At 58.7% G+C, this 26,136-nt stretch carries 34 protein-coding genes and 1 tRNA gene; 23 read left to right on the forward strand and 12 right to left on the reverse strand.

All coding sequences use genetic code 11. From position 1 onward, the window contains the following. The first annotated feature begins 1 nt into the window (after position 1). The 5 genes from bamC to AC1Q6I_RS06125 all read left to right on the forward strand — a co-directional run bounded on the left by bamC (position 2) and on the right by AC1Q6I_RS06125 (position 3,597). Positions 2-1,117, forward strand: a complete 1,116-nt coding sequence (bamC, locus tag AC1Q6I_RS06105; RefSeq protein ID WP_024074001.1) for an NlpB/DapX family lipoprotein — start codon at positions 2-4, stop codon at positions 1,115-1,117. 4 nt (positions 1,118-1,121) lie between these two features. After that, positions 1,122-1,880, forward strand: a complete 759-nt coding sequence (locus tag AC1Q6I_RS06110; RefSeq protein ID WP_024074002.1) for an MBL fold metallo-hydrolase — start codon at positions 1,122-1,124, stop codon at positions 1,878-1,880. Positions 1,881-1,907: 27 nt separating this feature from the next. Beyond that, positions 1,908-2,621: a phosphoribosylaminoimidazolesuccinocarboxamide synthase gene (purC, locus tag AC1Q6I_RS06115; protein ID WP_024074003.1), complete on the forward strand. Its 714-nt coding sequence runs from the start codon at positions 1,908-1,910 to the stop codon at positions 2,619-2,621. A gap of 84 nt (positions 2,622-2,705) precedes the next feature. Continuing rightward, positions 2,706-2,795, forward strand: a tRNA-Ser gene (locus AC1Q6I_RS06120). Between the two features lie 250 nt (positions 2,796-3,045). Continuing rightward, the gene (locus tag AC1Q6I_RS06125; protein WP_102624467.1) at positions 3,046-3,597 is read left to right on the forward strand and encodes a YfbU family protein; all 552 of its coding nucleotides are present in this window, start codon (positions 3,046-3,048) and stop codon (positions 3,595-3,597) included. Positions 3,598-3,637: 40 nt separating this feature from the next. Here the strand turns inward: AC1Q6I_RS06125 and AC1Q6I_RS06130 are convergent, their stop codons facing one another. From AC1Q6I_RS06130 to AC1Q6I_RS06185, 12 genes are all read right to left on the reverse strand, one after another. Then, entirely contained in the window at positions 3,638-4,855 is a 1,218-nt protein-coding gene (locus AC1Q6I_RS06130; protein ID WP_102624466.1) for an Arm DNA-binding domain-containing protein, read from the reverse strand. Continuing rightward, positions 4,852-5,067, reverse strand: a complete 216-nt coding sequence (xisR, locus tag AC1Q6I_RS06135; RefSeq protein ID WP_102624465.1) for an excisionase family protein — start codon at positions 5,065-5,067, stop codon at positions 4,852-4,854. The genes AC1Q6I_RS06130 and xisR overlap by 4 nt, the downstream gene beginning before the upstream one ends. A gap of 305 nt (positions 5,068-5,372) precedes the next feature. Next, a complete protein-coding gene (locus AC1Q6I_RS06140) occupies positions 5,373-7,364 on the reverse strand; it encodes a DNA cytosine methyltransferase (RefSeq protein WP_102624463.1) in 1,992 nt (663 codons plus the stop codon). Next, entirely contained in the window at positions 7,364-7,693 is a 330-nt protein-coding gene (locus AC1Q6I_RS06145; RefSeq protein ID WP_256581201.1) for a hypothetical protein, read from the reverse strand. Before AC1Q6I_RS06145 ends, AC1Q6I_RS06140 begins: the two co-directional genes overlap by 1 nt. Then, positions 7,690-8,232 (reverse strand): phosphohydrolase, encoded by a 543-nt coding sequence (locus tag AC1Q6I_RS06150; protein ID WP_102624462.1) that lies wholly within the window; start codon positions 8,230-8,232, stop codon positions 7,690-7,692. The genes AC1Q6I_RS06145 and AC1Q6I_RS06150 overlap by 4 nt, the downstream gene beginning before the upstream one ends. Further along, positions 8,229-8,450: a hypothetical protein gene (locus AC1Q6I_RS06155; protein ID WP_102624461.1), complete on the reverse strand. Its 222-nt coding sequence runs from the start codon at positions 8,448-8,450 to the stop codon at positions 8,229-8,231. Before AC1Q6I_RS06155 ends, AC1Q6I_RS06150 begins: the two co-directional genes overlap by 4 nt. Continuing rightward, entirely contained in the window at positions 8,447-8,845 is a 399-nt protein-coding gene (locus tag AC1Q6I_RS06160; protein ID WP_102624460.1) for a FliH/SctL family protein, read from the reverse strand. Before AC1Q6I_RS06160 ends, AC1Q6I_RS06155 begins: the two co-directional genes overlap by 4 nt. 64 nt (positions 8,846-8,909) lie before the next feature. Then, a complete protein-coding gene (locus tag AC1Q6I_RS06165) occupies positions 8,910-9,254 on the reverse strand; it encodes a pyocin activator PrtN family protein (protein WP_102624459.1) in 345 nt (114 codons plus the stop codon). After that, positions 9,251-9,718, reverse strand: coding sequence for a hypothetical protein (locus tag AC1Q6I_RS06170; protein WP_102624458.1), 468 nt, complete (start codon positions 9,716-9,718; stop codon positions 9,251-9,253). Before AC1Q6I_RS06170 ends, AC1Q6I_RS06165 begins: the two co-directional genes overlap by 4 nt. 162 nt (positions 9,719-9,880) lie before the next feature. Next, entirely contained in the window at positions 9,881-10,171 is a 291-nt protein-coding gene (locus AC1Q6I_RS06175) for a phage antirepressor KilAC domain-containing protein (protein WP_102624456.1), read from the reverse strand. A 9-nt stretch (positions 10,172-10,180) separates the two neighbouring features. After that, entirely contained in the window at positions 10,181-10,744 is a 564-nt protein-coding gene (locus tag AC1Q6I_RS06180; RefSeq protein WP_102624455.1) for a hypothetical protein, read from the reverse strand. Positions 10,745-11,009: 265 nt separating this feature from the next. Continuing rightward, the gene (locus tag AC1Q6I_RS06185; RefSeq protein ID WP_102624454.1) at positions 11,010-11,666 is read right to left on the reverse strand and encodes a LexA family transcriptional regulator; all 657 of its coding nucleotides are present in this window, start codon (positions 11,664-11,666) and stop codon (positions 11,010-11,012) included. Between the two features lie 98 nt (positions 11,667-11,764). On the opposite strand from AC1Q6I_RS06185, the gene AC1Q6I_RS06190 reads away from it, so the two are divergent. From AC1Q6I_RS06190 to AC1Q6I_RS06275, 18 genes are all read left to right on the forward strand, one after another. Next, positions 11,765-11,953, forward strand: a complete 189-nt coding sequence (locus AC1Q6I_RS06190; RefSeq protein ID WP_102624453.1) for a Cro/CI family transcriptional regulator — start codon at positions 11,765-11,767, stop codon at positions 11,951-11,953. Between the two features lie 273 nt (positions 11,954-12,226). Continuing rightward, positions 12,227-12,736, forward strand: coding sequence for a phage regulatory CII family protein (locus AC1Q6I_RS06195; RefSeq protein WP_102624452.1), 510 nt, complete (start codon positions 12,227-12,229; stop codon positions 12,734-12,736). 207 nt (positions 12,737-12,943) lie between these two features. Then, positions 12,944-15,166, forward strand: a complete 2,223-nt coding sequence (locus AC1Q6I_RS06200) for a VapE domain-containing protein (protein WP_102624450.1) — start codon at positions 12,944-12,946, stop codon at positions 15,164-15,166. Then, a complete protein-coding gene (locus tag AC1Q6I_RS06205) occupies positions 15,163-15,522 on the forward strand; it encodes a PA0613 family protein (RefSeq protein ID WP_256581202.1) in 360 nt (119 codons plus the stop codon). Before AC1Q6I_RS06200 ends, AC1Q6I_RS06205 begins: the two co-directional genes overlap by 4 nt. A 515-nt stretch (positions 15,523-16,037) precedes the next feature. Beyond that, on the forward strand, positions 16,038-16,337 hold the full coding sequence (locus AC1Q6I_RS06210) for a hypothetical protein (RefSeq protein ID WP_102624449.1): 300 nt from the start codon (positions 16,038-16,040) through the stop codon (positions 16,335-16,337). Between the two features lie 241 nt (positions 16,338-16,578). Further along, the gene (locus tag AC1Q6I_RS06215) at positions 16,579-16,803 is read left to right on the forward strand and encodes a hypothetical protein (protein WP_102624448.1); all 225 of its coding nucleotides are present in this window, start codon (positions 16,579-16,581) and stop codon (positions 16,801-16,803) included. A gap of 63 nt (positions 16,804-16,866) precedes the next feature. Further along, on the forward strand, positions 16,867-17,211 hold the full coding sequence (locus AC1Q6I_RS06220) for a phage holin family protein (RefSeq protein WP_102624447.1): 345 nt from the start codon (positions 16,867-16,869) through the stop codon (positions 17,209-17,211). Positions 17,212-17,230: 19 nt separating this feature from the next. Then, entirely contained in the window at positions 17,231-17,962 is a 732-nt protein-coding gene (locus AC1Q6I_RS06225) for a hypothetical protein (RefSeq protein ID WP_146015739.1), read from the forward strand. Positions 17,963-18,207: 245 nt separating this feature from the next. Beyond that, the gene (locus AC1Q6I_RS06230; protein WP_126589380.1) at positions 18,208-18,666 is read left to right on the forward strand and encodes a hypothetical protein; all 459 of its coding nucleotides are present in this window, start codon (positions 18,208-18,210) and stop codon (positions 18,664-18,666) included. Next, positions 18,629-20,698: a phage terminase large subunit family protein gene (locus AC1Q6I_RS06235; RefSeq protein WP_207238092.1), complete on the forward strand. Its 2,070-nt coding sequence runs from the start codon at positions 18,629-18,631 to the stop codon at positions 20,696-20,698. The genes AC1Q6I_RS06230 and AC1Q6I_RS06235 overlap by 38 nt, the downstream gene beginning before the upstream one ends. Positions 20,699-20,701: 3 nt before the next feature. After that, positions 20,702-20,923, forward strand: a complete 222-nt coding sequence (locus AC1Q6I_RS06240) for a DUF6148 family protein (RefSeq protein ID WP_065899722.1) — start codon at positions 20,702-20,704, stop codon at positions 20,921-20,923. Beyond that, positions 20,920-22,530, forward strand: coding sequence for a phage portal protein (locus AC1Q6I_RS06245; protein WP_102624445.1), 1,611 nt, complete (start codon positions 20,920-20,922; stop codon positions 22,528-22,530). The genes AC1Q6I_RS06240 and AC1Q6I_RS06245 overlap by 4 nt, the downstream gene beginning before the upstream one ends. A gap of 2 nt (positions 22,531-22,532) precedes the next feature. Next, positions 22,533-23,897 (forward strand): S49 family peptidase, encoded by a 1,365-nt coding sequence (locus AC1Q6I_RS06250; protein WP_102624444.1) that lies wholly within the window; start codon positions 22,533-22,535, stop codon positions 23,895-23,897. Between the two features lie 42 nt (positions 23,898-23,939). Further along, a complete protein-coding gene (locus AC1Q6I_RS06255; protein WP_102624443.1) occupies positions 23,940-24,356 on the forward strand; it encodes a cytoplasmic protein in 417 nt (138 codons plus the stop codon). A gap of 66 nt (positions 24,357-24,422) precedes the next feature. Continuing rightward, complete coding sequence (locus tag AC1Q6I_RS06260) at positions 24,423-25,370, forward strand: Mu-like prophage major head subunit gpT family protein (protein WP_102624442.1); 948 nt, start codon at positions 24,423-24,425, stop codon at positions 25,368-25,370. A gap of 35 nt (positions 25,371-25,405) precedes the next feature. Further along, complete coding sequence (locus AC1Q6I_RS06265) at positions 25,406-25,654, forward strand: hypothetical protein (protein ID WP_065927362.1); 249 nt, start codon at positions 25,406-25,408, stop codon at positions 25,652-25,654. Then, positions 25,644-25,853, forward strand: coding sequence for a hypothetical protein (locus tag AC1Q6I_RS06270; RefSeq protein WP_102624441.1), 210 nt, complete (start codon positions 25,644-25,646; stop codon positions 25,851-25,853). Before AC1Q6I_RS06265 ends, AC1Q6I_RS06270 begins: the two co-directional genes overlap by 11 nt. Next, complete coding sequence (locus tag AC1Q6I_RS06275; protein ID WP_102624440.1) at positions 25,846-26,133, forward strand: hypothetical protein; 288 nt, start codon at positions 25,846-25,848, stop codon at positions 26,131-26,133. The genes AC1Q6I_RS06270 and AC1Q6I_RS06275 overlap by 8 nt, the downstream gene beginning before the upstream one ends. Positions 26,134-26,136: the final 3 nt, after the last annotated feature.

The following is a 26,136-nucleotide window of genomic DNA, read 5'->3' on the forward strand; positions in this document are numbered from 1 at the left end:
CATGAAGCGATTGGCCGGACTTTCCGCACTTGCCTTGATTATCTCCAGCACCAGTGGCTGCGGTTGGATCTGGGGCCCGGAAGGCTACTTCCGTGACCGCGGCAGCGATTACCTGGAAGCACAAGCAACCAAACCGATGCAATTGCCACCGGACGTCAATGTTGCCAAGCGCCTTGACCCGTTGCTGCCGATCCCGCGTAACGTGGCCGACGACACCACCAAGGGTGAGTACGTAGTGCCACGTCCACAGCCGATCTCGGCCGTGGCGGATGCCAGCGACTACAGCTTGCAGAAGAGCGGTGACTCGCGTTGGATCGTGGCGCAGCGCCCACCTGCCGAAGTCTGGCCGGTGGCCGTGCAGTTCTTCCAGGACAACGGTTTCCGCATCGACGAGCAGCGCCCGCAGACCGGTGAGTTCACCACCGCATGGCAGCAAGGCAGCGAGCTGTCCGCCAACATGGCCAAGCGCCTGCAGGCCGGTGGCGTCGCGGCTGACAGCGAAGCCCGTGTGCGTGTGCGCATCGAGCCTGGCGTACAGCGCAATACCAGTGAAGTCTATGTGGTCAGCGCCGAGCGTCCTGCCGGCAGCACGTCCAACGTCGAGTTCACCAACCGCTCGGTCAACACCGGCGTCGATGCCGCCTTGGTCGACGAGATGCTGGCCAGCATGAGCCGTATTTCCGAGAAGGGCGGTTCCGTTTCCCTGCTCGCGGCGCGTGATTACGACACCCCTAGCCGCGTCAGCCTCACCGAGGACGGCAGCGGCAACGTGGTGCTGAACCTGGGTGAAGACCTGGACCGTGCCTGGGCCAGTGTGGGTCGTGCTTTGGAACAAGGCCCTTGGCGCGTTGAAGACATCAACCGCAGCCTCGGCCTGTACTACATCAACGTGGCTGAAAAAGCCGAGAAGAAAGACGACGAGCCTGGTTTCTTCGGCAAGTTGTTCGGCAGCAAGCCGACCAAGGAAGAGATCGAAACCCGCGCCGAGCGTTATCAGGTTCGCCTGAGCAAGGTTGGCGAAACCGTACAAGTCACCGTCGAGAAAAACATCAACACCGTTGCGCCCGCTGAAACAGCGCGCAAAGTGTTGGGCGTGATTCAAGACAACCTGGGCTGATCCGGTGCGTTTTGCCGTTCTCGGCAGCGGTAGCCAAGGGAACGGTACGCTGGTCGCCCACGACGACACGTATGTGCTGGTTGATTGTGGTTTCTCCTTGCGGGAAACCGAGCGGCGCCTGCTGCGCCTGGGGGTTCACCCCTCGCAGCTGAGCGCGATCCTGGTGACCCACGAACATGCCGACCACGTGCATGGCGTGGGTTTGCTGTCTCGGCGCTACAATCTTCCGGTGTACCTCAGTCGCGGTACGTTGCGCGGGATGCGCAAACCCGTTGAACCCGCAGGTTTCCTGGCGGGTGGCGAGCAACTGCAGATTGGCGCGTTGAGCATCAATGTGATTGCCGTGGCGCACGACGCCCAGGAACCTACGCAGTATGTATTCAGTGATGGGGAGCGGCGCTTCGGCGTGCTCACCGACCTGGGCTCCTACTGTGCCAAGGTGCTGGACGGTTACCGGAACCTCGATGCCTTGATGATCGAGTCCAACCACTGCCGAGACCTGCTGGCTCGCGGTCACTATCCGTACTTTCTCAAGCAGCGGGTGGGTGGCGAACTGGGACATTTGAACAACCACCAGGCGGCGTACCTGGTGTACGAGTTGGGCTGGCAAGACCTGCAACACCTGGTCCTGGCCCACTTGAGCAGCAAGAACAACCTGCCGACGCTTGCCCGGCAATGTTTTGTCGACACCCTTGGGTGCGACCCGGACTGGCTGCAACTGGCCGATCAAGATTCAGGGCTCGACTGGCGACACATCGCCTAGCCCACCTCACTCAAAGCGGAGCCCATCATGGAAAAACGTGAAGAACTCTACCGCGGCAAAGCCAAGTCGGTGTACAAGACCGACGACGCCAACCGCCTGATCCTGCTGTTTCGCAACGACACCTCGGCGTTCGACGGCAAGCGCATCGAGCAACTGGATCGCAAGGGCATGGTGAACAACAAGTTCAACGCCTTCATCATGCAGAAACTCGAAGCGGCCGGCATCCCGACCCAATTCGACAAACTGCTGAGCGACAACGAGTGCCTGGTCAAGAAGCTGGATATGATCCCGGTGGAATGCGTCGTGCGTAACTACGCCGCCGGCAGCCTGGTCAAGCGCCTGGGCGTGGAAGAGGGCCTCAAGCTCAACCCTTACACGTTCGAGCTGTTCCTGAAGGACGACGCCAAGGGCGATCCGTTCATCAACGAATCCCACGTCGTGGCGTTCGGTTGGGGCACCGCTGAGCAACTGGCGCGCATGAAGGAGTTGTCCCTCAAGGTCAACGACGTGCTGAGCAAGCTGTTCGACGACGCAGGCCTCCTGCTGGTGGACTTCAAGCTGGAATTCGGTGTGTTCCACGACGGCTCTATCGTCCTGGGCGACGAATTCAGCCCGGACGGCTGCCGCCTGTGGGACAAGGACACCAAGAAGAAGATGGACAAAGACCGCTTCCGCCAGGGCCTCGGTGATGTGATCGAAGCCTACGAAGAAGTCGCCCATCGTCTCGGCGTACCGCTGTAATCGACGCAAGCATCTGATAGCACGGAAAAAAATCTCTATTCGAGCTTTGCTTCCACGAAACAGGCTGTTATGATGCGCGCCGTTGGAGAGATGCCAGAGTGGCCGAATGGGACGGATTCGAAATCCGTTGTACCTTCACCGGTACCTAGGGTTCGAATCCCTATCTCTCCGCCATTATTGAACAAGATAAAGCCCCCGTAATCATTGATGATCACGGGGGCTTTTTCGTTTACGACGTTTAGGTTAGGGCATTTTTAGGGCAAGAAACGCGGCTGTTATACCGCTCAGAGCCAGCATTTTACGTCTCCGAGAGGTTGCGTCTGCATATGGAGCGGCACTGGTGGCCGTTTGTCACTATGCTTGTTTCGGATCCCTTTTCACTGAATGGGGTGTATCCGGCGCATCCACTCTCAGAGGCAATGAAATGCAACCTACAGTGATTGAACAGCTCACAGTGCAGATGCTATGCGCGATCTACAAGAAGCTCGGGATCAATGACGGCTTTGATCCCGAGCTCGTAAGCAGTGCCATTGCATCGAATGACTTATGGGTTCTCGATTGGGCATACGATATTAGAGACGAACAAGGCCATAACCCGCCTCATGTTACGGCAGTCGTTGATACCCTGGACATGTATTCGTTTCTAGGAGATAGCTTCGAAAGACTTTCTCCCGCTGAACGGGCGATAGTCGAAGGTGAGGTGCCTCACGCGTCTTCCCTGGTTCAATTCCGTGGCTATGACGGCAATAACGAACTTGACCACAGACGGGCTGTTCGTTACCTGGTGAATGATCTGGATCGCTTTGAATCGATGAAAGATGTCGCTACTTTGAACTCGCACTGCCCAGTAGTCGAAATGTACGCGCGGATGTATGAAGTGTTTGAACCGATACGAGCTCAACTCATAAACCGTCTGATGGGGCCGCATGAAATTGTTGCCGTATTACAGGCTGCAGTTCATCCAAGTAACCGCTGAAATCGAAAAGCGTCATGCCCACCTTTACGTGGGCATGTCGTTAGTTCTCACGAAATCCAAGCATCTTTGACACTATGCCAGCCATGCTCTTGGTGTCCTTCGGTATCCATCTCCCGTAATGCTTTCGCACCATGGTTGTATCGGCGTGCCCCAGTTGCCTGGCCACCCATTCGACCGGAACGTAACTCGACAGCATCTGGCTGGCAAACGTGTGGCGGCATTGGTTGGCGCCTCGGTGGCGGACCTCTGCTTTTTTCAGATGGGCGGTGAACCAGTTACTCAATGTCTTGCCGTTCCAGAGCAAACCGCTGGTCGAGCTGCGGAAAAGGAACCTGACTCTCATCTTCTTGGACGTGATGTTGTCGCGTTGTATAACGGTGATCTCTTCGGCTACTGCTTCCTTCGCGTCGGCAACTATCTCTCGCATCAGTTCGAGGGCTGGGTCTATGAGTTCGATGGCTCGGACCCTGGAGCGCTCTTTGGGGACTTTGAATTCTCCGACGACCAATGCGCGGCGGATGTGTACCAGGCCGGCTTCAAGATCTACATCTTCAACGGCGAGCCCGATGAGTTCGGAAAGGGACAATCCGGCCCAGCAGTTGAACTCAATCATTCGGGTATCAGGTCGACGGTCGGGATCTGCTTTGCCAATCGACTCAATCTCGTTGCGACTGAAGGGGTCGGCATGCTCCAGGTCGACGTCCGATCCGACGTTTCTGATCCTATCGAGCGGATTGGCTTTCAGGATGCCGTCACCAAACGCGTCAGCCCAGACACCGCGCACGACGGTGAAGATGTCATTTACCGTCTTTGGAGCCAGCCCTTGCTTGAGCAACTGCGCCTGGAACAGCTCGATGTCGCTTTTGCTGATGTCGACGATTCGGCGTTTGCCGAACTTGTTCTCTACGTGCACGGCCTTGCTCACGTAGTTGACCACCGTGCTTGATGCTTTGAGGGCGCGCTGGACCTCCAGCCACCGGTCAATGCCTTCCTTCACTGTGCGCTTGAGTGACGGGCCGCCTGTGCCCGTGAACATGGCAGCCCTGGGCGAGTTCGGAAAGTGGGCCGCATAATCGAAGCGGCCCTCCTTGATTTCCGCGAGAATGGTACGTCGTTTGTTGTCGGCGTAGGCGATCGCGGCCTTGTTTACCTTCGAGATCCCTTCCAGGGGTTCCCGGCACCGTTGACCGTTGAAGATGAACCAGATGCGGAGTTGCTTGCCGTTCATCTCCACGCCAGTTGGCATCTTGTCGATCATGGCTTTCCTTCCATCCAGCGCTCAATGGCCTCGCGGTTGTAGACGATCACGTTAGCGGGGTCGTAACGCCAGTGCTTGCCCTCAAGCCACAGACCGCGGGAACGGTACTTGCGAACCGCTTCGGTGCTTAGGCCGAAGACTGGGTACAGCAGATCCTGGCGAAACCAGGCGCCGGGGGTGATGTTGAAGTCGAGTTTTTCTGCTGCGCTCATGCTGCCTCCCGTGTTTTCACGGTTTCTTTCTGAGTATTCATTGATGCACCTCTCCTCTTACATCCGAAACGATTGATGTGCGCGCGACGGCAGTAGCTTCTGCTCTGCGGGTTGTGCGCCGTCGGATTGGATCTCACACGCGAATCTGTGTCGTTTCCGGTTGGGCGCAGTCAGCGCCTCGGTCAGATCAGGCAGAACGTCAAGGCATTGTTCGTAGGCGTGAGGTCCCTTCCAGCTATCAGCCTTCACCACCTGGCAGTCTGTACGGGTTGCGTCCGCGCACAGGTACAGCAATAGGAAAACGTTCATATGCCAACCTCCTGCTGCACCACACTTAGCGCAATCGCCACCGGCCGCACCCAAACCGAAATGTTGCTGAGCATGAACGTCTCTCCAGCCTCGGAAAGCAGCAGCGTCATGCCGAAAACATCCGCCATTGCTCGTGCGGCCGCACGTGGTACCGCGTTGCCAATCCGCTCCCGGTGCTGGCCGTCGTTGATTCCGTCCAGCCGGAAGACTCCCGCCTGTTCAATCTTCCGAACGCGCTGCATACGCTCGATCTCATGGGCGGTCTGTGGATCTGCTGACCAGTGGTCCTCTGGATCAAACAACGATTGCAGCGCGGCCAACTCCAGCGTGGTGAAAGGGCGGTGCCAGGTGCCGTCGAGGCTGGTGACCATGCAGGTCAGCCGGTCGTTCGGCGCCGGCATGCGCTGGTCTGCAACTGACCACCGGCCATTGTCGTGGCAAGCGCTGGCGGACACGGCGCCGGCCGGGGTGTTGTAGTCGACGACACCGTAATGTCCGCCGGTCAGGTAGGCGTCGCCCTTGGTGCGTGACATGCCCGGGCGAGGATCTGTGATCGATATAGCCCCACTTGCAACCTGTTGTGAGCCGGTCACGGTCTTGGCGTTTTTGCACCAGGGCGTGATCCGCAACTTTTGCGTGCTGGCATTCGGGTGCCTTTTTTTGTAGGCGGGATCTGCCACGGCGAAAGCGCCTTGCCCGGTGGTGCTGCCGGCGATGACGGTGCCGGCCGGCTTGCTGTAATCAGTGACCAGGTACTTGCCGAAGCCCTTCGACGGTTGTCGAGGGTCAGCCACTGCCTGCCCGCCGGAGCTGGGGCCGTGCCCTGCGGTAACAGTACCGGCGGCTTGGTCGTTGCGAACTACCCGGAAGACGTTGTTGTGCCGCTCGCCGCCCATGCGTGGGTCGGCAACGCTGAACGTTCCTTGTTCTGGGCTGCGTTGGCCGGTGACCACACCACAGTGACGGTCATAGGGCAGCACGCCGTATTGGGTGTATTCGAATTTGCTGGTCGGTCGAGGGGCGGCAACGGAGAACTTGCCGTTGGTTGGGCTCGACCGGCCGGCGACCGTGCCGGCAGTGTCCTGCCAGTCGTGTACGCCCATGTAACCGGCGCGGTATTCCGGCACGATCACAAAGTCGCGCAGGTACCCGTCCTCGATCGCAAACCGGCTCAGGCTGCGCCAATCCTTGCCGGCTTCAACCAGGGCTAGGCGGACCCACGTTTTCCACTGCAACGCTGGAACCCGATGCATCGGCCCCGCCTGATCGATATCGCCGGCCAGCGGCATGCGGCTTAACACGTCACCAACGGCGCGCAGGCTGCGCTTTTCCGGTTCGTATAGGAACGCAGGTACCTTTTCGACGTGCCTGGCCACCAGCAAGAAGCGCTTGCGGCTCTGGGCCAGCCCGCCGATTTCACCGCAGTCGTGGGTGGTTTCAGCCACCGCGTAACCGTAGTGCCTGAGCAGCTTGGTGATCTGATCCAGCAGGTAGCGGCCACGGGTGGCCAGGCGCGGGACGTTTTCAAAGACGATCAGCGATACCGGGTTGTGCTTCCAGGCTTCGCACATCAGCCAAACGCAGCGCAACGTCAGCTCGTTGAGTGCCCGGTATTTGGGCGTCTGGCTCATTCTCTCGGACAGCAGGCCCGAGGCCCCTTTGCAGGGGCTGCTGATGAATACCGCGTCAGGGTCTTCATTGCCGGCGGCGCGTCGTAGATCCTCGGCGGTCGCTTCCTTCCAACCGGTGGGAGGCTGCTGGCCGTGGAACGCCGTGAATTGCTCGCGGGTGAACAGGTCTATCAGCGTGCCAGGTACGCCGGTCATCATTTGGAAATCGCGCAACCCGGCAGGGTCGACGTCGACGCCACCCAGGCAGCGCCATTCAGCTTGCACTGGTCCTAGGACCGGTTTGGAGTCGCTGAAACCAGCAGCGCCGCTGCCGAGGCCGCAGCAGAGGTGGAAGTGGGTGAGGGTTCGCTTAAGCATTACCAAGTCCTCCCGGCGGCAATACATTCATCGCAGAAGCCCACAGGCCAATCGCGGCAGGTTGGACAATCTTGGTCAGCAGCATTCGAGACTTGCGTATACCCCAAAGCAGGCTGCGCGAGCGGGCGTCCCGAAGCGGTAAGCGTTGCATTACTGACCGCTGCCCCGCGCAGCTTTTCGTGGGGTATATGTGCCTCGGCAGTGGCGCTTGAAGGAGCAATAATGCCTGCTGCTGCGCAGCAGAGACTGTTTGTTTCTGACGTGTTGACACCACTGGTGCTGCGGAGCAAAGCGGCACCGGCGCTGATGTTTTCCTGTTGATTCTTCATGCCGCTTTCCTCCGATGTTCGACAGCGAGTTGGTCCATCAGGCGCTGGTGGTAGGTGAGTCGTGCTTCTGCGGCAGGCCATGGACGGATGATTTCAGCCATGGGTTGTATGCCGACCAAGCAATCCCAGATAGCCGGATCGGTTGGCATCAGGTCGCGGCGTTCGGTGGCCAGTGCAATTAAGTCGGCCTGGTGAACGCATGCAGGGAGTTCTGCCGCGATGTCGAAGCGCTGGCACACGCGTTGCCACACCCAGTCTTCGAAGTCCTGGTATGCATGTATCCACTGCTTAAGTGGCTTGGTCATGTCGCCCAGGTACGCCTCTGGCGCGTCGTGGAGTAAGGCAGCGAGCTTGTGTTCTTCCGGCACCAGCTCGGCGACGATGCAACTGTGTTGCGCCACGCTGTAGAACTCGCGGGTGTGCCCGTTGAAGCGGCAGAGGTGTGCCAGTGAATGGGAGATGTCCCGGGGATCAATCATGTCGGCGTCAGGCTCGAACAGATCAAAACGTCTGCCGGTGTGGGTGAGGATCCAGTTCATGCGGCCTCCTTCACGAGATCGGCCAGCAGCAGGGCGTTGTCAGTTGCCTTATGCAATTCGCGCAGTGCGTCGTAACCGATCAGCGCTTTCAGTTGCCGGTCGAACTCTTTGTTATGGCGAGTCATTGCGTTCAGTTCCTTCATAGCCTTGGTGTACTGCTGTTGCAGTGTTCCAGCGGCCTGGGGCGTCAGACGCAGCATTGGGATAGCGCGACTCATGCTGCATCCTCCTGATAGAAGGAATCCAACTCGGCTGCCATGCTCAAAGCGTGGTCGCGCAGAATGAGTGCTTGGGTTGCGTGGCCTTCCGATTTGATCGCTTGAAAGAAGTCGGCGGCGAGTTTGAGTTTTCCCGCGATGGCCGTCAGGATCTGACGGTCCTGGGGTTCCCTGATCAAAATCAGTTCCAGGCGTTCGCATCGGCGCGTGGCGTTTTCGAGAGCAGTAGCGCCCGACGACTCGCCTTCCTCAATACCCTCGATATAGCCCTTACCGTGGCCGTCGTCGTAACCATCGCTCCAGCCATCCTTCAATCCGCCTCGATACCCGACCCAGTACAGAATGGCGAGTGCAATTACGAAGCTGATCAACGCGAAAATTTCAAATGCAGTCATGTGGTTTGCTCCTGCTGTTGTGTTCCGCTTGGCTGGTGGTGCAGCGGTTGCGGTGGTTCAGCTGTTATCGAAGTGTGTTGGTTAAAGAGTCATCGCTCGTCTGACTGGGTTGATTGCTTGTCAGCTCCTCGTCTGCGGCATCGGCCTGCGTATCAATGAAGATGGCCAGATGGCGGATGTCGATAAACCGGGGGCGCTTGGCGCTGGTATCCAGAGTGGTGATGGGTAGCGCTACACGGCCGCTTGCCAGTGCGCGAGTGAAGTTGTCCTGGTTGAGATTGCTGAAGTAGCGTTCTCGTACCTGTTCTACGGGTACGAGCAGATCCCCGAGAGTTCGGTACAACAGGTCAACGGTCTGACTTCTGGGCGCTATCGGCAGGCGCAGTTCGCGTTGTACGGAGGCCGTCATGCTGCATTCGCCTTATCTACTTGCGCCTTGAGCGTGCCGAGCGTCAGCTTTCCCGATTTACGTTGCGTCGGTTCTTTAGTGTGGGGTTGGTGGCTCGCTCTAATGTCACGGTTGATGGCTGCCAGTGCTGTCCGTGCCGTGCTGCCAAATGCCACGAAACGCGGCAGTGGTGAGGTGCTGTCTAGCGGTTCGAGAACGCCACCCAGCTCAACGCCCTCAATGCCGTTGCCAAGGCGCAGCATGGCGCGAGCACGGTAGTTGGGGCCGAGATCGATCACGAGTTGGTCGAGAGCAGCCGCCAGTTGTAGGTGCTCGATTTGCAGCGGTGCGCCGGTGATGGCGAGGGAAGCGTCGGCGGCGGTGGCGGCCAGGGTGAGGTTGGCTAGAATTTTCTCAGCCGTACGACGTTCTTCAGGCAGGTTCAGTAGTTCGATTAGTAGGGTATCAATCAGTTTGCGGTCCATGTGTGTTCCCTCGGGGGTGGTTCCAGGCGATCTCAACGTGGGTACGTACCAGATCACGTAGGTGCTCCGGTACTTCTGCCAGCGCAGTGATGCGTTCCTCTCGGGATCGCATCGCCGTGATCTGGCGGGCGTACTGGCGCGGCCATGCTTCAGGCTGTCTCATTACGCGACTTCTCGCGGGTCAGGCACGGCGGGTGGGGCTGGGCGCTCAATACCGATCTGCCTGGCCAGCCAGGAAATGCCAACTTCGGTCACCCGCGTGGTGCGCTTGTATTGAATGCCAAGCTTCTCGTGAAACCAGCGACTCTCACGGGTGACCAAAAAGTCTTTGGTCAAGGCAGGGTTGCTTGGCAGGTTGTATTGATCCAGCAGGCCTTTGTCGCGCATGCGTTTCATCAGCTCGCGGTGACCCAAACCTAGGCGTCCGGCTACGCGTTTGAGGGATAGGCTCATGACGACACCTCACGCGACGGCTGCGAGGCTATTGCGGTAGCCCTGCAGGAATTGATTTAGGTTTTCAGCCAAGATTGCGTAGGCGCGCTGGTTGTCGGCGGGCAGGGTGAGTAGGCAGCCGGCGTCGTCGTCGATTTCGAGCTTGGCGATATAGCCGCCGCGTGGGTGGCGCTGGATCTGTACAGAGGGCTCCAGTTCGTCAGCGATCAGATGGTAAATGCCGCGCCCACGTCGGATGGCCAGACGCAGGGTGGCCTCTATATCGCTGACAGCTTCATGCTCATCTACGTCGGGTACACCGGTAGGGAGGCGGCCATTGGCGATACCTTCGATAAAGCTCGCAACGCGCGTGGCGTTGTTTTTGCGGTGCTTATCGAGGGTGATTGATGTATTGCGCGTCCCGCAGATGCGCACCATCACCGTGATGCCGGCGGTGCACTGTTCGATCTCGACCTGAGCCGCTACGGATTGGCAGCCATCACACGAATGCAGGGTGTGATTGAACGTGCCACTAAGGTTTACCTGGGCCTGTAGACGGATGTAGGCGCTGGCGTTGAGAGATAGTCTACTCATGCTGCACGCCCTCCATCATCTGGATTGAAGGGGGTAGGCGTTGGGCTGGTGGTTGATTTGCGTTTGGTGGGGGCAAAGGCGCAGCCGTGGATTATGGCTAGGCGGCGCACCTCGAAAACGCGGCTTTCTGGGCACGTTGGGAGTACGTGCAAGGTTGCTGGTTGCATGGGAATTGCCTCGCTCTGTGGTGGGAGAGTGAGGTAATTAAAGTTCTCTTAACTTTTTAAGTCAAGATTGCTTATGTTTTTTGTTAAGAGACCTACAATTAGAGGGCTCCGGCGTGCCATACGGCCCGCCCGATGATGAGTAGATGACCAATGCTTGTATCGGTAGCGTTCTCATCGGGATAAGCGCGTTTGTCCTCGTTGTCGCTGCGAATTATCCAACCGTTGGTGAGCGTGTGGACTAAGCGCTTGATGCTGACGTCTCCGTCTGGGCGCTGAATTGCATAGATTCTGCCGTTCAACGGCTCCCGCTGGCCTTCGTCAATCAGCAGCACATCATCATCAGCAATGGTCGGGAACATGCTCATTCCTGAGCTGTAGATGACCTTGAGGTTCTTTTCCTTCAAGCCCATTCTGGTAAGCCAGTCTCGCCTAAACATTAGGCCGCCGAGGTCTTCTATGTGGTGGTTTGTGTGTCCCGGGCCTGCACCCGCCTTGGCGGTGAATTGGGGGATCAGCACATGGACCTCTTCGAGGGTACCGGCGTCATATTTGTCCCCTATGCCTTCGGCAAGCCACTGGGCGGAGAACCCAGTAGCGCGTGCGAATAGAAAAAGATTTTCAGCCTTGAGACTCCCGTCTCCCTGGGCTAACTGGCTAATTCTGGCAGCACTCAGGTTGGACTCTATGGCCAAGACGCTGGCTTTCTTTCCGCACTTGGAAATGGCGTATGCGATTCTTTCTGCTGGAGTATTCATTAAGCTAGCTTAAGGCTTACTCTGTTTGGAGTCCTTCATTTGCTTGCCAAATAAATTAAGTGTACTTACTGTATTGGGCAGGCAAACAGGAGAGCACCATGCTCACGACAGAAGTAATCGCCTTCTTCGGAGGGAAATCTAAAGTGGCTGCGGCTCTGAAAGTATCCCCTGCTGCAGTATCGCAATGGGGCACTGAGCCGCCGCAGTCACGCCAGTACCAGGTTCAAGTGCTTACCAATGGAAAGCTCAGGGCGACAGATAAAGCGTCAAGCCAGCAGGCCGCTTAACGAAGTAAAAGGCAGAGCGGCGCGGAGCAAACCAATACAACGCGCCGTTCCACCACCCCCCAAGGCACGGATGCCTTGGGTTGTCTGCTAACCCACCACGGTCTGCAGGCTGTAACGGAAGGGCACATGCGGAGCGTGTGCCTTGCCATCGGGGTGCAGCCGGGTTTTCTACCACAGAGCAACCGGCTGCATGCGACCACCTGTAAGTGACCACAGCACAACTGTACCAAACAGGCATGCAGCGGTCACTGGCAGAGTTTTTGGAGTTTTGCCATGAACCGTAAACAGTTCAATTCCATTGAGCGCGCACGGCGTTCGCTGTTGACTCTACCGCAAGCTTTGCTCCACGCCGCACGTGATTATCCGGGCGGCGCCACTGCCATTGCCGCTATCGACGGCTGCAACGCTACTACCCTCAATCATAAGCTGAGCCTGACCAATACCAGCCACATGCCTAACATCGGCGATCTTGAATTGGTGCTGGATGCCACGCGCGACCCACGCATCGTAGATGCGTTGCTGCATCCCATCGGTTGGGTGGGAATCGACGTTTCCGAGTTGAGCGACACCGACACGGCGCAGTCGCTGATGGCAGGCATTGGCGAGTTGCTTTCTCGTGAGGGGGAGTTAGCTACGCATGTATCTACCTCATTGTCCGATGACAAATTGGACGATGACGAACTGGCTGAGTTTGAACTGCTGGCCGAGCGCATGGTGCAGGCAGTGTTCAAGTTGCGCGCGGTGCTCCGCAAGATGCATGCGGAGGACCTGAGCTATGTCTGACAACGCAGATGTTGCTGATAACGTCATTGCTCTTAATCTCGCGGTGGCCATGGCCGCGCGACCTACTGCCAATCCAGGCCAATGTACACTCGAGTGCGTGGACTGCGGGGATGTCATCCTAGAGGCTCGGCGGTTGGCAATGCTTGATCGCGGCTGTACGCGCTGCACTGACTGCCAGGACCTGGCAGACCGGCGTGGGGTACGGACATGACTAATCACGAACTACTTGATGATGTGTTGGCCCAGTTGCAGGACTACGGGCTTAAACCAGAAACTCCACTGGTGATTGGTAAGCGAACGCGTTGCGAGTGCGACGGTGATAAGGCCCCGGAGAAAACCGGTTGGTATGTGATCTATGAGCATCTGACTGGTGACGGCAAAACACTGTATTGCGGCGCATTTGGCGACTGGCGTCAGGGTGAAAAAGGCAGTTGGCAGAAGATCAAGCCTAAGGGCGGGCGGCTGAGCGCTGAAGATCGAGCGGTAATGCGTGCCAGGGCCGAGGAGGGCCAGCGTAAAGCCGCCTTGGCTGAGGATAGAAAGCACCGCACTGCCGCCCGGCGCGCTGCAGGTATGTGGAAGCACCTCTCTGAAAAGGGCAGTTCGCGTTACTTGGATGCCAAGCGGGTAGTTGGCGTTGGTCTGCGTTACAGGGCGAAGAGCGGTACGGCTTTCGTGCCTATGCGCAATGTTAAAGGCGATATTGTTGGGCTACAGGTGTTGTACCCGGAAAAGCAGGCTGCTACGGGTCGGAACAAAACCTACTGGCCGTACGGTTTGGCGAAGGAAGGCGCGTTTCATCTGATTGGCCCAGAGCCTGAGCCAGGCGATGTGATTTTGATTGCTGAGGGATACGCGACCGGCGCCAGCCTGCACATGGCGACCTCGCTGACGGTATGCATTTGCTTTGATGCCGGCAATCTGCTGCCGGTGGCACAAGCTATGCGCACAAAGTATCCCGGCCGGCAACTGGTGTTTTGCGCAGATGATGATTGGAAGACGGTTGTGAATGGGCACCCGTATAACGCGGGGGTAATCAAGGCTGGCAATGCGTCGGTTGTGGTCGGTGGGCAGGTGGTTACTCCGGTATTCGATAACGACCGGGAAGACGGCTGGACGGACTTTAACGACTTGCATTGTGCTGAGGGCATGGACACAGTGCGCCGCCAGGTGTTGGCGGTGGTTCGACCCTCTACCGATGAGGGGTGGCGTGAGAAGCTGCAGTACTCTGAAAAAGGAGGATTGATCGTACACCCATTCAACGTGGCATTGATTCTGGGTAACGATAAACGCTGGGCCGGGGTAATCGCCTGGGATTCGTTCAGTTCGAAGACGCGCAAGCTGCGTACGCCTCCGTATGGCGGGGGCAAGGGGGACTGGACCGATCTTGACGACATCAGGGTGGCGCTGTGGCTTGCTGATGTTTACGGGCTACGGGTGAAGACTGCCCACGTTGTTGAGGCTGTAAGTGCGGTGGCGAATGACAACGCCTACCACCCGGTGCGAGAGTATCTTGAAAGCCTTGAGTGGGATGGCGTGCGACGCCTTGAGCGTTGGTTGCAGGATCGGCTGGGTGTTATGGATAGTTCGTACACCCGCAAGGTGGGCAAGCGCTGGCTGATTTCTGCGGTGGCACGCGTGTGTCGACCTGGCTGCAAGGCTGACTCAATGTTGATTTTGGAAGGCTTGCAGGGCGAGGGGAAATCTACGGCTGCGCGAGTATTGGGCGGCGAGTGGTTCATGGATACATCGTTTGACCTGAGCAGCAAAGACGCCTATCAGGCGATCCGGGGCAAGTGGATTGTTGAGATGGCTGAGCTGGACTCACTGAACAAGGCAGAGTCGACCAAGGCCAAGCAATTCGTCTCATCGCCCATCGATACCTACCGCGAGAGCTATGGCCGGCGGATGCTGGATGTTCCCCGGCAGAGCGTTTTTATCGGCACGACCAACCAGGATGAGTACCTGAAGGACGATACGGGCAACCGCCGTTACTGGCCGGTAATGTGTACCAAAGTTGATCTTGAGGGACTGCGAGCCGACCGTGATCAACTCTGGGCCGAAGCGTTAGCCTGTTTTCGCGCAGGTGACATATGGTGGGTGGAGCGCGATGAGGCTGATGTTTTCGCAGCCGAGCAGGATCAGCGTTATCAGGCAGATATGTGGGAAGACCTGGTGGTCGGCTACCTGGCCGACAAGCATATTGGCGATACGGTGACGGGCGCGCACTTGCTTGAGCATGCGCTTAACATCGATCCAAGCCACTGGGGTAGACCCGAGCAAATGCGCATCGGCAAGATTATGCATCGGATGAATTGGCCCCGCCGGCGCAAGGGTAACTGTGTACGTGGTGTGCGCAGCTATGAGTATGTGAAACCGCCGGAGTGGAAGCGAGGGTCGGCGGTGTCCAGGCAGGAGACCGCATTTTGATCCCGGAAATGGATGAGATGTTGAAATTGTGGGCGCTCGACATGCACGGTGGCGGTGGCCCTGACAGATCTGCCAGCAGTATGTTGGGTCAATTGATCGATTGCCGGGGGGAATTGATTCGAGGCACACGCGGTGGTTCGAAGATGCTGCTGCCATGGAGTGCAGACATTGAGGTGATCGTAAACAAGCGTCTGTCCTGGCATCTGGCCCAAGTGGTGCAAGAGCATTACCTGAACCATGAAAGCGTAGAACGCCAGAAATGGGCGCACTGCGGGTGTGGTCGAACGCAGTTCTATGCGCGCTTGCATTCGGCACATCTGGAGATCGCAGGCATGCTGCTGGAGCGCGTAGCTTGATGGCGCGGCGCGTCCCTGTACGGCCTGCTAGTGTTTTGGCGGGTGGGTCATCTGCGCGCCGCGTGTTAATTGATGATGGCCCACCGTCCCACCTTTTTTGCATCTTTCCCGCATGTGGCGCACACACCCACATACGCGCGCGCGTACGCGCAGCGTTTATTAATTCTCCCTTTACATGGAAAAAGTAATAAATAGTAGGACGGAAGGGCGCCGCTTTGATTTATCGGTGTTTCAGACGTCGCGCCTCTCTTGAAATCAGTGGGACAAGAGGGTCCATGCTTGCGGCGCTAGAGCCAGTAACGTTATATGTCCGTTGATTGCTGGTGTATTGCCGTTGATTGCAGGGTGGCAGCGCTGAGCTCTTGCTGCCACCGGACTGGAGGGGTATAAATCAGTCATGTTCAAAGAGGTACGCAAACAGCGATCTCACCAAAAACCCGGCCTTTGCGTCGGGTTTTTTCATTTCTCCTCAGACGTACTACTTCGTACAGACAATTTTCCTTTGGAACTGAGAAATGGAACGAGATCAGAAGCTGTTGGTGAAAATCTTAGAGGTCTGCATCAAGGACTCCGATGACTGGAAGCTCGATTTATCGGCTAAGGATGTTCGTGGTCGCTTCTCCCCTGAGCAGCTAGGCCAATGGTCTGCCATTGTTGTGGATGGCCACATTGAACTGCTTGTTGATATGGGGTGTGTCAACGCTGAAGGGGAGTCGCCGGATATACGCATCCAGCGAGTTACCAACGCCGGATACAACTATCTCGACAGAAGCAAAAGGTTGAGTTTGCACGGCAATGTGCTTCCCATCCATTAGAATGACAATGCTTTGAGCCCTGCCTAGTGCAGGGCTTTTTGTTTGCGCGTCGACGCGATGATGAATTCTCAGCAAGCTCTGATATGATTGTGCCGCCATTCCTCAGTCCGCCCTCCATCCCTCTCATTTGGGGGCTGGACTGAGGAGTGGTCTTAACCCGACCATTGAGTCGGTTTTTTTTTGCGCTCACATTGTCGAAGGCCTGAAAATAGGGCCTTTGACTACACTCAGGGAGAGCGTCATGGTTTTGCGTGGCATGGCACAGATGCATGTCGACGACTTGGCTGAAAGATTCAAGACGTTGGTGGTTGGGCATTCTGGTGAAGCGGACATCCAATTTGTATGGGTTGTTTTTTATCAAGGGCGAATGTTTGGCGCGTATTCAACTGCTGAGCAAGCTCTCCAGAAAATCACGGATATTGAGCACTGCATTAGCGTTGATGAGGTCCCCGTTCCTCAAACCTAATCTGACTAACTTCTCATTCAAGCCCTGCCCAATGCAGGGCTTTTTCGTTTAAGGGGCAAGGCAATGACGAACGAACAGCAAGCGCTGGCAGAAATGCCGATCTGGTTAGTGATCGTCCTGGCCCTGGTGGGCGGTGTGTCGGGTGAGATGTGGCGGGCAGACAAGGAGGGGACGCGTGGCTGGGCCTTGATCCGACGATTGGCACTTCGGTCCGGCGCCTGCGTGGTGTGCGGAGTCTCGGCGATCATGCTGCTGTACGCCGCGGGTATGTCGATCTGGACGTCCGGTGCGCTGGGATGCCTAACAGCGATGGCAGGTGCAGACGTTGCCATCGGCTTATACGAGCGCTGGACCGCCAAGCGCCTGGGGCTGCAGGAGGCAGAAGCCAAGGGTGAGGCCGGACCTTAAACATCCAAGGGCAATGACCATGATGCGACTTGAGATGCGTGACAACATCGACAAGATCGTCAGAGAGATGCGTGGGCTCAGCAAGTCGAAGGTGCCGATAGCCGCAGCCAAAGCGCTGACCTTCACCGCTGAACGCGTACAGGCGGCAGAGAAGGCCGAGCTTGAGCGAGTGTTCGATAGGCCCACACGGTGGACGCTCAACTCGGTCTTCAAGCGCAGTGCCACGACCAGCCGCCTGTTTGCCCGTGTGTGGATCAAGGACGAAGCCAGCTCAGGCGTGCCCGCGTCCAAGTACCTGCCGGTCCACATTGACGGTGGCAACCGACCACACAAGCGATTTGAGAAAGCGCTGATCCACTACGGCTTGATGCCAGCGGACATGTATGCCGTCCCTGGTCGGCGCGCCAGGATGGATGGTAACGGCAACATCAGTCGCGGCCAGATCGTACAGATCCTGTCCGCACTCGGAGCAGCTGAGCGGGTGTCGGGCTTCATGGCCAACCGCACTAAGCGCAGCCGGCGCCGTAATCGCAATGCACCGGACTACTTCGTGGGCCGGCCTGGCAATGGCACCGGCCCCTTGGGTATCTGGCAGCGGGTCGGTAATGGGGCACGGCCCATCCTGATCTTCGTCAAGCGCCCGACGTATCGACGGCGCTTTGACTTCTACGGGGTAGCCAATCGCGTAGCCGAGGCTGAGTTCGAGCCGCTGTTCCGACGCGCCCTGGCAAGGGAGATGGAGCGAGGCTGACCTCTTGGCGGTTTCGTGCAATTTCTTTTCAAAAAATGGCGATTTTTCAATGGTTTGTCGGGTTTTTGGCTTGACAGGTCTACCAGCGACCCAAAATCAATGGGTCCTTCCAGGCTGCGGGGCCATCGGGGTAATTCGAACCCCGACTTTTTTGCAGATTCAACCCGACATGGGGGGTTCCGCTTCCCTCCCAGCAACAGGGCCAGACCATGCCAACCCAACATGAAATCGCCGAGCATCTGGACATGAGCGAGCGTAATGCCCGCGACGTGCTCAAGGGCCTGACCCTTGATTGGCAAACGGCAAGCATGGACGAGATCCGAACGGCCTATATCCGCGATTTGCGCGCGAAAGCCGCTGGGCGCGGGGGCAGCCAGCTTGAGGAACTCAACAGAGCGCGGATCGATGATCTGCAGCAGAAGTCAGCCAACGGGCGGTTGGTGTATTACGAAAAACTGCGTTCATTGATTCCTTCCGGTGAGGCAGAGCGGGCGCTGTCTGACTGGGCCAGTTTCGCAAACCGGGAATACCTGGGCGGCCTTGAACGCATCATTCAGGAAATCGAGAACGTGCAGAAACTCACGGTTGATCGAACAGTGGTGGCCAAAGTTGCTGGACCTACGACCGAGCGAATTGCAGGCTACGCGCGAAAACTTGGCGCGGAGCTTGTCGGCAGCAGCGGGGAAATTCAACCCGCCGCGTGACATTCCGACCGCGCACTACCTGAGCACCGAGTTTTACCTACCCGCTGAAAGTGGCGTACTGCACGGCCTCTACGATTTCCAATACACACCTTACTTTCTCGGCGTTGCCGCCGCCTTGGACGATCCACGGGTGAGTGAGGTGGATCTGATGAAAGCGGCGCAGATCGGCTGGACGTGGTTCTTGATCGGCTACCTGTTCAAGTTCATCCATAACCTGCCGCGCCCAATCATGATCCTGTTCGCCAAGGAAAAGGACGGCAAAAACTTTCATGACGAAAAGCTCAAGTTCGGAGTGACGGCCAACACTGAAGTAGCCAAGTTGATGCCGGTCGACGTTAGTCGCACCTCGGGCAACCGTTGGGACCATAAGACATTCCCGGGCGGGTTCCTCAAACTGGTGGCGTCGAACTCTCCCGGCAACGTTAAGTCCACGTCCTCGGTGGGCTTGTCGGTGGTGGAAGAACCGGACGACACGAGCGACGACGTGAAGGGGCAGGGTGATGCGATCGCCCTGCTGGAGGAGCGCGGCAAGCGCTACCCCGGCTCCAAGATGCTGGTAGGCGGTACGCCGGCGATCAAGGGCGCGAGCAAGACCGAAGCGCGCCTGGCCCAGACCGATTGCCGCGTGTTGCCGATCATCTGCCACGCGTGCGACAAGTCGCATGTGTTGGACTTCGCCCATATCAAGTGGCTCGACATTGATGAGGACGCCCAGCCCCACGAGATCTACGGCCGAGCGGATCCTGAGACCGCAGGCTACGGGTGCCCGCACTGTGGCGAAATTTGGGACGACTACCAGCGCAAAGAGAACATCCGCAACACGGTGTTCAATGCGATTGATGCCGGCGACCCCTATTGCGGCTGGGTGCCCACCAAACCCTTTGCCGGTCGTGCTGGATTCATTGAGCTGAACGAATTGTACGCGTGCCTGCCCGGTACCAGCCTGGCCGACATCGTGCGGGAGAAACTCAACGCCGAACACCAGGCGTCGATTGGCAACCTGTCGTTGCTGATCAAGTTCGTCAACCAGAAGCAGGGGCGCGCCTACGAGTACAAATCCGATCTGCCTGAGGCCGATAAACTGGCTGAGCGAGCGGAGGACTACCCGGAAATGTTTGTGCCCATGGGGGGCCTGGTAATCACCGCCGGCGTCGACGTGCAGCACGATCGCCTGGCGGTGGTCATGCGGGCCTGGGGCCGAGGCGAGGAATCCTGGCTGATCTACTGGGGCGAGATCTACGGCGAGGTGGTGCTGCCTGACCAAGGCGTCTGGCTTGATCTGGAAAAACTGCTGTTTGCGCCGATTCCACACGCCTGCGGCGCCAAGCTGAGGGTGTTGGCTACTTCGCTGGATACCTCGGACGGCACCATCACCCAGGACGCGGCGTATGCGTTTTGCCGTAAGCATCAGCGCAACGGCGTGATGGCGATCAAGGGCGCGAGCGAACGTGGCAACACCCGCGACGATGAGCGCCGGGAAATCTTCAGTTCGCCTCGGCAAGGCGTCGACACTGACAAAGAGCAAAAGGCCTCGAAGTACGGTCTGCGCCCTTACATTGTCGGTACCTCGCGGGCCAAGGATCTGTGGATTGAGGGCCGTCTGCCATTGACCGGTGATGGCCCTGGTCGGATGCACTTTTACAAAACGGTGCGCCCGGATTATTTCCGGCAAATCACCGCCGAAGTGAAGGCGCCCAGCCGGCGACACCACTACCGCAAGGTCTGGCAGAAAAAGGCCGGCCAACCGAACGAAGGTACCGACTGCGAGACGTATGCGTTGCACGCGGCCCGTTCCTTGAAAACGCATTTGATGCGGGAGCAAGACTGGGCGGGGCTCGATGCACAGATCCGTCAGGGTGCGTTGTTTGACCCACCCGAGCTGGATCAATCCGAGGCTGAACCCGTTCCCGAATCGGATGGGGATAGTCCGGAACCGACACCAGTCGAACCACCTAATCTCCCGCCTTCTGGCGGGAGAGTTGTTTCTGGGCGCCGTAGTGCAATGCGTGTGCTCTCCCAACGCAGGAATTAATTCATGGCTATCACCCTGGAACAAGCGCAGGGCCAACTGCAAGCCTGGCTCGATGCGAGCATGAAGGTCAGCCAAAAGCAGAGTTATCGCATCGGCACCCGGCAATTGGAATACGCCGACCTTGCCGAAATCACCAAGACGATCGACTACTGGCAACAGCAAGTTGATCGCCTGGAAAGTGGCCGTCCCCGGGGGATCGTGCTGCGTGGGATTACGCCGCGATGAGCCGCGCACCGAAAGTGCCAGAGCCGACGCTGCTGGACAAGGCCATCACCTGGCTCAGCCCCGAGCGCGGGGCCAAGCGCATGCACGCCCGGTTGACCATGACCGCCTTGGGTGGGTACAGCGGCGCATCGAAGGCCAAGCGCACGCTAAGTGCATGGAACCCTGCGGCCGGCAGCGCAGCAGCAGATTTGCTGCCCGACTTGCCCACGCTTCGCGAACGCTGCCGAGATCTTGAACGCAACAATCCCATCGGCGGCGGTGCGATCAATACGGTGACGACGAAGACGGTCGGCACCGGCCTGGCGCTCAAATCGGTGGTCAATCGCTCGATTTTGGGCTGGGACGAAGGCCGGGCCAGGGAGTGGCAGCGCAAAACGGAGTCGCTGTTCAAGTCCTGGGCGGAAACCACCAGCTGCGACATCACCCGCGAGCAGAATTTCTATGGCCTGCAGGATCTGACCTGGCGGTCTGTGCTGAGCAGCGGTGACGTCTTTACGTTGCTCACGCACAAAGAACAACCGGGTCAGCACTACTCGGCGTGCGTCCAACTGATTGAGGCCGACCGGGTTTGTAACCCTAGCAACAAGGCCGACACGGAAGCCCTCACCGCTGGTATTGAACGTGACGCTGATGGGGCGCCGATCAAGGCTCACATTTTGCGCAGCCACCCAGGAGCGCTGGGCGTCAAAGATCGTGTCTGGGATGACCGTCCGTTCTTCAACGAGCGCGGCGGTCGGGTGCTGCTACATGTGTACCGGCGGCGTCGGGTGGGCCAGCCACGCGGTGTGCCGTACTTGGCGCCGGTGATCGAAAAGCTCAAGCAATTGGACCGCTACACCGATGCTGAACTGGAAGCGGCGGTGGTGTCTGCGTTCTTCGCCGTGTTCATCAAGCCGGGGCCGTCCGGCAATCTGAGCCCTCTGGCATCGGCCGTTAGCGGCAACACCCCGGTGGGTGGTGATAAATCCGCAGGGAGAGACCAGGGCGGCTGGGACGGCTCGCTCAGTGGAGGCATTGTCGCCGAGCTGGACGATGGTGCGTCGATCGATACCGCATCACCCGGTCGCCCGAACATGGCGTTCGATCCGTTCGTGCTCGCCATGCTCCGGCAGATCGGCATGGCCCTGGAGCTGCCCTATGAGGTGTTGATCAAGCACTTTACCGCCAGTTACACCGCCGCGCGTGCAGCGGTGATGGAGGCTTGGCAGTTCGTTCGCGGTTGCCGTGACTTCCTGGGCCAGCATTTCTGTCAGCCCGTGTACGAGCATTGGCTTGAAGAGGCTGTGGCACAGGGAGACATCGACGCTCCCGGGTTTTTCGACCACCCGTTGCTGCGCTATGCGTACAGCGGGTCGCTGTGGGTGGGTGATGGTCCTGGCACCGTTGATCCGCTCAAAGACATCAATGCCGCCGAAAAGCGCGTCGATATTGGCGTCAGCACGCTCGCCAAGGAATCCATGCTTTACGACGGCAGCGACTGGGAAGAGAACCACGAACAGCGTGCGCTTGAAGTGAAGCGTAGGCGCGATGACGGCCTATCCGTGTCACCAACGGCTCGCCCCGAGGATGAGCCTGCGGCCAATCCTGATCTTCCTGAACGGACCTAACTATGAGCGACAACCCAACCGATGCACCTCCCGTGCACCGGGTGACGGCGTTCGACCTGGTATCACGCGAACCCTGGGCCATCACCCCGGACATGCTGCAGACCATCACCGCCATCGCCCGCCGGGAGCATGAAGGCCCGGAAGCCTTGGAGGCCAGGCAGGGCAAACCCCTGCAGAACAGCCGCGCGGTGACCCAGCGGGGCAATGTGGCGTTGCTGCCCGTCACCGGCCCGGTGTTCCGCTACGCCAACTTGTTTACGGCGCTGTCCGGTGCGACCTCGCTGGATGTGCTGGCCAAGGAGTTCACCACCGCCGTCGACGATCCGCGCACCGACACCATCATCCTCGTGATGGACACGCCGGGTGGGATTGCCAGCGGCATCGCTGAGTTTGGCCAGATGATTCGTGCCTCCCCCAAACGGGTAGTGGCCTACGTATCCGGTAATGCGGCCAGTGCAGGCTACTGGATGGCAGCCGCAGCCCATGAAATTGTCATGAGCCGCACCGGCGCCGTGGGCTCCATAGGCACGGTGCTGACGGTGCGTAAAAGCGACGACGACGGCAGTTTTGAGATCGTCAGCAGCCAGAGCCCAAAAAAGCGTCCTGACTTCAGCACTGAATCAGGACGTGCTGTGGCCCAGGCCCATGTCGACCGGCTGACTGACATCTTTGTCGAGGACGTCGCCAATTACCGTGGCCTCAGCGTTGAAACCGTTCTGGCCGACTTCGGCCAGGGCGATATGCGTATTGGCTCCGATGCCGTGGCACTGGGTATGGCCGACCGTGAATCCACCCTTGAACAACTCATCGCTGAGTTCAACAGCAGTTCTTCTGGAGAAAGACCTATGGCAAACACCACCAGCAGTAACGCCCCCGCGCCGACTGCAGACAAACCCGTTATCAACCGCGAATACCTGGCCGCGAATCATGCCGAGCTGCTCGCCAGCCTGGAACATGACGCACACGCCGCTGGTGTCGCTTCCGGTGCCCGCGCCGAATGCGAACGCATCCAGGCGGTGGAAGCCGCCGCGCTGCCCGGGCACGAAGAGTTGATCGCTACGCTCAAGTTCGACGGCAAAACCAGCGGTGCCGAAGCGGCGGCGCAGGTTATCGGCGCCGAAAAAACCAAGCGCGCCAGTGCGCTGGCCGACATTCGTACCCAGGCGCCTGCGCCAGTGCCCAACGTGCTGACGCCACCGGCAGCGCCTGAGGCTGTGAAGGAGGATCCAGAGGCGCCGCTGGAGGAGCGCGCCAAGGCTACCTGGGACGGTGACAAGGAGCTGCGCGCCGAGTTTGGCACCTTCGAGGCCTATCACGGTTACCGCAAGGCTACCGAGCGGGGCCTAGTCAAGGTCCTGAAAAAGTAAGTACCGGGTAAACCCTTTCCACCCATGGCTCTGGAGAATCCTATGCCTCTCACACTTGATACCCCCCGCGCATACGAGATCGGGGGCATTAACGATTTGTCGGTTGCGGCCGGCGTGCAAATTTTCGAAGGTTCGGCGGTCGGCATTGTCGCGGCCAATGGCCTTGCGCGACCTCTGGCGGCAGGCGATCTGTTCGTGGGCTTCGCCGATCGCGGCGTCGACAATCGAATCGGTGCCGCTGCCGCAGCGCGTGTGCGTCTTCGCGAAGCCGGCAAAGTTGAACTGCCCGTCACTGCGCTGGCGATCACGGACATCGGCAAACCGGTGTATGCCAGCGACAGCGGCACGTTTCTGCTCACCGCCGCCGGTAACAGCCTGATCGGGCATGTTCACCGGTTCGTGCGCGCCGGCGTCGGCATCGTCAAGTTCACCGCCCAGGCCGTCCCCGTAGCAGCCTAACGTATCACTCAACCCTTTTTTTCAGACTGTTTTTTCTGACCGTATCCTTCTTCAGGAGAATCACCTATGGGTGCTGAAGTACTTTCCAGCCGCGCCATCATCGGCATGTTTTACGAGCTGCTCGAGCAGAATGTGGGGGCGAACTGGATCGACGCCGTGTCCAACCTGTTCGACTCCGACCAGGCCAAAGAAACCTATCCATGGATCGGCATGGTGCCGACCTTGCGTGAATGGATTGGTGGTCGCCACGCCAAGGGCTTTATCAGCGCTGATCTCGAAATCGAAAACCTGCATTTTGAGGCCACCCTCGAAGTGCTGGTCACCGAGCTGCGCCGCGACAAAACCGGACAGTTGCGCATCCGCCTGGGCGAACTGGCCGACCGCACCAATGCCCACTGGGCGCGACTGCTGTCGGTGCTGTTGCTCAACGGTGAAAGCCAGACCTGCTATGACGGCCAGTACTTCTTCGATACCGACCACGAAGAAGGCCAGAGCGGCGTGCAGTCCAACAAGATCACCACCGACATCTCCGAACTGCCAGCGACACTTCACGGGACGCCCAGCCGGCCGAGCGTTGAGGAGTTTCAGCAGGCGGTTGCCCGATCGGTCACCCAATTGACCAGCTTCAAGGATGACCAGGGCGAACCCATCAACGAACTGGCACGCGAGTTTCTGGTGATGGTGCCGTTCAACCTGCTGAGCGTTGCGCAGACGGCGCTCAGCGTGCCGCGCGGTACCAACATCAGCGAGATCGTCATGCCGGACAACGTGGTTGTCCGCGTGGTGGGTAACGTGCGCCTCAACGCCTGGGTCGACAAGTTCGTGACCTTCCGCACAGACGGCCGTTTGAAAGCGTTCATCCGTCAGCAGGAAACCGACGTGGCCATGAAGGCCAAGGCCGAAGGCTCTGAGTTCGAGTTCGACAACGATGCCCATCAATACGGAGTCGACACCTGGCGCAACGTGGGTTTTGGGCGCTGGCAGTACGCCGTTCTTAACCAACTGGTGGCGTAAGCCTTTCGGCCTGACACCTCACTGAGGGCATTGATATGCCGAAATACCGCGTGGAACAGACGATCACCCTTTATGGAGGGGAACTGATCCTGAATGCGGCCCAGGCCAGTGCGCGTGCGCATAACCTGGAGCCGGTCGCAAACAAGAAGGGCCGCTACACCATTGTGTCGCCTGTTCAGTTCAAAGCCGGGGAGGTGATTGTGATCCCCGGTGAGCCGGACAAGGCGTTGGGGCAGCGGTTGTCGAAACTGGACAAGGTCGCAGGAGAGCGTAATGCCGAATAAATCCTACACGTTGCTATCCGGCTCGTTTCGCGGGCCAGATGACAAACTGACCGGTCCGGGCGGCGTGATCGAGTTGCCTGACGATGTGGCCGAGCGCTTTCGCCACCAGTTGGAAGTATTGGAGGTCGTGCCAGCGCCGGCACTTTCCGCTGCGGGTGAGGGCGGACGCAAGCCCGTCAAGGTGAGCCCTGATGCTTGATGAAGATCTCAGGGGCTTCCTTGAGGACTTCGACGTTGGCGGGGTGGTTGATGGTCAGCCGTTTCTGGCCGCGCGGGATATGCCGGACGAGATCCACGGTATGGGCGGCACCAACAGCCAATCGACCGGCTACGAGATCCTGGTCATCACCGCCGAGGCCGAGCGCCTCGGCATCGACAACCCCAAACTGATCACCGTCGGCGGCGTGATTTTTCGCGTCCGTGACCGCCGAATGATCGATGACGGCGCCCTTAGCCTGGCCTCCCTCACCAAGGTTTAACCC

It is taken from the genome of Pseudomonas sp. MPR-R2A5 (assembly GCF_058793055.1).

Bases quoted from the DNA above. Each gene is read 5' to 3' on its own strand.
- AC1Q6I_RS06255 (WP_102624443.1), top strand. From the start codon at position 23,940: ATGCCTCTCACACTTGATACCCCCCGCGCATACGAGATCGGGGGCATT.
- AC1Q6I_RS06150 (WP_102624462.1), bottom strand. From the start codon at position 8,232: ATGAACTGGATCCTCACCCACACCGGCAGACGTTTTGATCTGTTCGAG.
- AC1Q6I_RS06245 (WP_102624445.1), top strand. From the start codon at position 20,920: ATGAGCCGCGCACCGAAAGTGCCAGAGCCGACGCTGCTGGACAAGGCC.
- AC1Q6I_RS06265 (WP_065927362.1), top strand. From the start codon at position 25,406: ATGCCGAAATACCGCGTGGAACAGACGATCACCCTTTATGGAGGGGAA.
- AC1Q6I_RS06275 (WP_102624440.1), top strand. From the start codon at position 25,846: ATGCTTGATGAAGATCTCAGGGGCTTCCTTGAGGACTTCGACGTTGGC.
- AC1Q6I_RS06145 (WP_256581201.1), bottom strand. From the start codon at position 7,693: ATGAAGAATCAACAGGAAAACATCAGCGCCGGTGCCGCTTTGCTCCGC.
- purC (WP_024074003.1), top strand. From the start codon at position 1,908: ATGGAAAAACGTGAAGAACTCTACCGCGGCAAAGCCAAGTCGGTGTAC.
- AC1Q6I_RS06140 (WP_102624463.1), bottom strand. From the start codon at position 7,364: ATGCTTAAGCGAACCCTCACCCACTTCCACCTCTGCTGCGGCCTCGGC.
- AC1Q6I_RS06240 (WP_065899722.1), top strand. From the start codon at position 20,702: ATGGCTATCACCCTGGAACAAGCGCAGGGCCAACTGCAAGCCTGGCTC.
- AC1Q6I_RS06250 (WP_102624444.1), top strand. From the start codon at position 22,533: ATGAGCGACAACCCAACCGATGCACCTCCCGTGCACCGGGTGACGGCG.
- AC1Q6I_RS06185 (WP_102624454.1), bottom strand. From the start codon at position 11,666: ATGAATACTCCAGCAGAAAGAATCGCATACGCCATTTCCAAGTGCGGA.
- AC1Q6I_RS06155 (WP_102624461.1), bottom strand. From the start codon at position 8,450: ATGAGTCGCGCTATCCCAATGCTGCGTCTGACGCCCCAGGCCGCTGGA.
- AC1Q6I_RS06130 (WP_102624466.1), bottom strand. From the start codon at position 4,855: ATGATCGACAAGATGCCAACTGGCGTGGAGATGAACGGCAAGCAACTC.
- AC1Q6I_RS06175 (WP_102624456.1), bottom strand. From the start codon at position 10,171: ATGAGCCTATCCCTCAAACGCGTAGCCGGACGCCTAGGTTTGGGTCAC.
- AC1Q6I_RS06270 (WP_102624441.1), top strand. From the start codon at position 25,644: ATGCCGAATAAATCCTACACGTTGCTATCCGGCTCGTTTCGCGGGCCA.
- xisR (WP_102624465.1), bottom strand. From the start codon at position 5,067: ATGAGCGCAGCAGAAAAACTCGACTTCAACATCACCCCCGGCGCCTGG.
- AC1Q6I_RS06190 (WP_102624453.1), top strand. From the start codon at position 11,765: ATGCTCACGACAGAAGTAATCGCCTTCTTCGGAGGGAAATCTAAAGTG.
- AC1Q6I_RS06165 (WP_102624459.1), bottom strand. From the start codon at position 9,254: ATGACGGCCTCCGTACAACGCGAACTGCGCCTGCCGATAGCGCCCAGA.
- AC1Q6I_RS06180 (WP_102624455.1), bottom strand. From the start codon at position 10,744: ATGAGTAGACTATCTCTCAACGCCAGCGCCTACATCCGTCTACAGGCC.
- AC1Q6I_RS06225 (WP_146015739.1), top strand. From the start codon at position 17,231: ATGATGCGACTTGAGATGCGTGACAACATCGACAAGATCGTCAGAGAG.
- AC1Q6I_RS06210 (WP_102624449.1), top strand. From the start codon at position 16,038: ATGGAACGAGATCAGAAGCTGTTGGTGAAAATCTTAGAGGTCTGCATC.
- AC1Q6I_RS06200 (WP_102624450.1), top strand. From the start codon at position 12,944: ATGACTAATCACGAACTACTTGATGATGTGTTGGCCCAGTTGCAGGAC.
- AC1Q6I_RS06160 (WP_102624460.1), bottom strand. From the start codon at position 8,845: ATGACTGCATTTGAAATTTTCGCGTTGATCAGCTTCGTAATTGCACTC.
- AC1Q6I_RS06195 (WP_102624452.1), top strand. From the start codon at position 12,227: ATGAACCGTAAACAGTTCAATTCCATTGAGCGCGCACGGCGTTCGCTG.
- AC1Q6I_RS06220 (WP_102624447.1), top strand. From the start codon at position 16,867: ATGACGAACGAACAGCAAGCGCTGGCAGAAATGCCGATCTGGTTAGTG.
- AC1Q6I_RS06260 (WP_102624442.1), top strand. From the start codon at position 24,423: ATGGGTGCTGAAGTACTTTCCAGCCGCGCCATCATCGGCATGTTTTAC.
- AC1Q6I_RS06125 (WP_102624467.1), top strand. From the start codon at position 3,046: ATGCAACCTACAGTGATTGAACAGCTCACAGTGCAGATGCTATGCGCG.
- bamC (WP_024074001.1), top strand. From the start codon at position 2: ATGAAGCGATTGGCCGGACTTTCCGCACTTGCCTTGATTATCTCCAGC.
- AC1Q6I_RS06170 (WP_102624458.1), bottom strand. From the start codon at position 9,718: ATGGACCGCAAACTGATTGATACCCTACTAATCGAACTACTGAACCTG.
- AC1Q6I_RS06215 (WP_102624448.1), top strand. From the start codon at position 16,579: ATGGTTTTGCGTGGCATGGCACAGATGCATGTCGACGACTTGGCTGAA.
- AC1Q6I_RS06230 (WP_126589380.1), top strand. From the start codon at position 18,208: ATGAGCGAGCGTAATGCCCGCGACGTGCTCAAGGGCCTGACCCTTGAT.